Annotated in this window: 3 protein-coding genes and 1 pseudogene; 2 read left to right on the plus strand and 2 right to left on the minus strand. The window is 65.2% G+C overall.

Annotated features, from left to right (window positions below; translation table 11 throughout):
* The first annotated feature begins 160 nt into the window (after positions 1-160).
* Both JOY90_RS32210 and JOY90_RS32215 read left to right on the plus strand, forming a co-directional pair.
* Entirely contained in the window at positions 161-910 is a 750-nt protein-coding gene (locus JOY90_RS32210) for a dienelactone hydrolase family protein (protein ID WP_291695130.1), read from the plus strand.
* A 12-nt stretch (positions 911-922) separates the two neighbouring features.
* Positions 923-1,228, plus strand: coding sequence for a DUF6295 family protein (locus tag JOY90_RS32215; RefSeq protein ID WP_291695131.1), 306 nt, complete (start codon positions 923-925; stop codon positions 1,226-1,228).
* A 231-nt stretch (positions 1,229-1,459) separates the two neighbouring features.
* Here JOY90_RS32215 and JOY90_RS32220 read toward each other — a convergent pair whose 3' ends face one another.
* Together JOY90_RS32220 and JOY90_RS32225 are read right to left on the minus strand one after the other, a co-directional pair.
* On the minus strand, positions 1,460-2,629 hold the full coding sequence (locus JOY90_RS32220) for an acetyl-CoA acetyltransferase (RefSeq protein ID WP_291695132.1): 1,170 nt from the start codon (positions 2,627-2,629) through the stop codon (positions 1,460-1,462).
* 30 nt (positions 2,630-2,659) lie between these two features.
* Positions 2,660-2,897, minus strand: a pseudogene (locus JOY90_RS32225) (NAD-dependent epimerase); the annotation flags it as partial.

Below are 2,897 nucleotides of genomic sequence, written 5' to 3' on the forward strand. Positions count from 1 at the left end.
GTTTGTGACCGGCGCGAGAGCGGCGCCGTGTTGCACTCGTGATGCGATTGTCGAATACTGCCGCCGCAACGATCCCCCGACCGGTGGAACGCGAGGCCGTCATCGAGGGCGGCTATTCGCATCGCGGCCACACCGACCGTCACGCAAGAGGAGAGAGACGATGTCATTCTATCGCGGCATGACCTGCGAGAACGTCACGCTGAAAGGCGACCAGGGCACCCCGATCACGGCCTATACGGCAAAGCCGTCCGGCAACGGCCCCTTCCCCGGCGTGGTGCTGATCCATCATCTCCCCGGCTGGAGCGAGCTTTACATCGAGACGACGCGACGCTTTGCGCATCATGGCTATATGGCGATCTGCGCCAACCTCTACGAGCGCGCGGGCGAGGGCAACCCGGACGACGTCGCCGCCAAGGTGCGCGCCGAGGGTGGTATCGCCGACTCCCAGATGGCCGGCGACACCGCGGCGGCCGTGCAGTGGATGCGCGCGCAGGGCGAACACAACGGCAAGGTCGGCGTTTTCGGCTCCTGCTCCGGCGGGCGCCACGCCTTCATCTATGCCTGCCAGAAGAAGGACGTCGATGCCTGCGCGGAGCTGTGGGGCGGCCGGGTGGTGATGGGCAAGGAGGAGCTCAACGCCAAGACGCCGACGGCGCCGATCGACATGACCAAGGATCTCTCCTGTCCGCTGATCGGCATCTTCGGCAATGACGACCGCGCGCCGAGCCCCGAGCAGGTGAACCAGCACGAGGCCGAGCTGAAGAAGCACGGCAAGACCTACGAATTCCATCGCTATGACGGCGCCGGCCACGGCTTCTTCTATTGGCACCGGCCGCTGTACCGGCCCGAGCAGTGCATGGACGCCTGGGGGAAGGTGTTCGCGTTCTTCGGCAAGCATCTGGCGAAGTAGGAGGCGTGCGGCATGTGTACATCGATCATCGAAGTCGTCGGCGCCGAAGGGATGGCCAAGCGCGCCGGCGAATGGTTCGTGCTGTCGCATGCGGTGGTGGCCTATGACCACGCCCGCCATGCCAATCTCGGCGACGTCATCACCCTCGATTTCATCAACACGGCCCTCGAGCCCGGCGCACGCGCCGGGATCGAGCTGACGCTGGAGACGGCGAAGGAGCTGCGCGCCGCGCTCGACCGCGCAATTCTCGCGGCAGAGTTCGAGGAAGCGGAAGTGCGTGGCAAGGGCGCGGTGCCCGCTATCGTGCGAGCGGCGTAACGGCTGCGTAGCTCGTAGGGTGGGCTAATCGTACTAAGTCACATGTGTGGTGCTCTCGTTGAAATCCTTTCGCTTTTTGGAACGACCATGTTTGCACAAAGACGAGTCGATTCAATGGCTTGAGTCTTCTTGTGACTCAGTACGACTAAGCGAAGCGTGCCCACCGTGTTGCGAAAGACGGTGGGCACGGCGCTGGCGCGCCTTAGCCCACCCTACGCTTTCTTCGCGGGGCTACTTCACCGGCTCCAGGATCGAGACGTAGTTGGCGACGGCGGCGCCGCCCATGTTGAAGATGCCGCCGAGTTTTGGGCCGTTGAGCTGCATGCCTTCGGGCGCCTGGCCGGCGAGCTGCATCGCGGTCATCACATGCATGGAGACGCCGGTCGCGCCGATCGGATGGCCTTTCGCCTTCAATCCGCCGGACGGATTGACCGGCAGCTTGCCGTCCTTCTGCGTCCAGCCTTCCAGGATCGCGCGGGCGCCCTGCCCCTTCGGCGTCAGGCCCATCGCCTCGTATTCGATCAATTCGGCGACGGTGAAGCAGTCGTGGGTTTCGACGAAGGAGAGATCGGAAAGCGCAACGCCGGCCTGCTCCAGCGCGCGCTGCCACGCGACCGTGCAGCCCTCGAACTGCAGGATGTCGCGCTTCGACATCGGCAAGAAGTCCTGCGCGTGGGCGGTGGCGCGGATGTTGACGGCCTTGCCCATGCCCTTGGCGGTCTCTGAATCCGTCAGTACCAGCGCGGCGGCGCCGTCGGAGACCAGCGAGCAGTCGGTGCGCTTCAAAGGCCCGGCGACATACGGGTTCTTCTCGCTCTCCGCGCGGCAGAAGTCGAAGCCGAAATTCTTGCGCATCTGGGCGTAGGGATTGGCGACGCCGTTCCTGTGGTTCTTCGCCGCGATCATCGCCAGCGCGTCGGACTGGTCGCCATATTGCTGGAAATAGCCCTGCGCGATCTTGCCGAACACGCCGGCGAAGCCGCCGACGGTGTCGCCGTCCTCCGGCAGATAGGACGCCTTCAACAGGTTGCGGCCGATCTCGGCCGACGGCGTCCGCGTCATCTGCTCGACCCCGACCACCAGCACGATCTTCGCCGCCCCGCAGGCGATCGCCCGGATGCCCTGGTGCACGGCGGCCGAGCCCGTGGCGCAGGCATTCTCGACCCGCGTCGCCGGCTTGAAGCGCAGCGCGGGATCGGCCTGCAGCACCAGCGAGGCGGTGAAATCCTGCGGCGAGAATCCGGCGTTGAAATGCCCGAGCACGATCTCGTCGACGTCGGATGCCGCAATGCCGGCATCCGCCAGCGCATCATTGGCGACCTTGACCACGAGGCTCTCGACGGTCTCGGCATCGAACTTGCCGAACGGCGTGTGGGCCCATCCGACGATGCTGGCTGTCATGGCTCTACTCCCGATGGCTGCAACAACGGTTCAATTGACGAACGAGCCATTCAACTCGTCCTCGATGTGAATGCGAATGATGTCGTCGAAGGACGTCTCGGCCGTCGTGAAGCCGAGCGCCCGCGCCCGCCTGGCTTCGAAGTTCCGCGGCCAGCCGTCGACGATGCTCATGATGAAGGGGTCGGGCTCGCGCTTGATCCGCGCCGCAACCTTCTCGCCGGCGACCCGCTTCAGCGCCGCGATCTGCTCGCCGACGGTTGCCGACAGG

It is taken from the genome of Bradyrhizobium sp. (assembly GCF_019242285.1).
Lineage (GTDB): Bacteria > Pseudomonadota > Alphaproteobacteria > Rhizobiales > Xanthobacteraceae > Bradyrhizobium.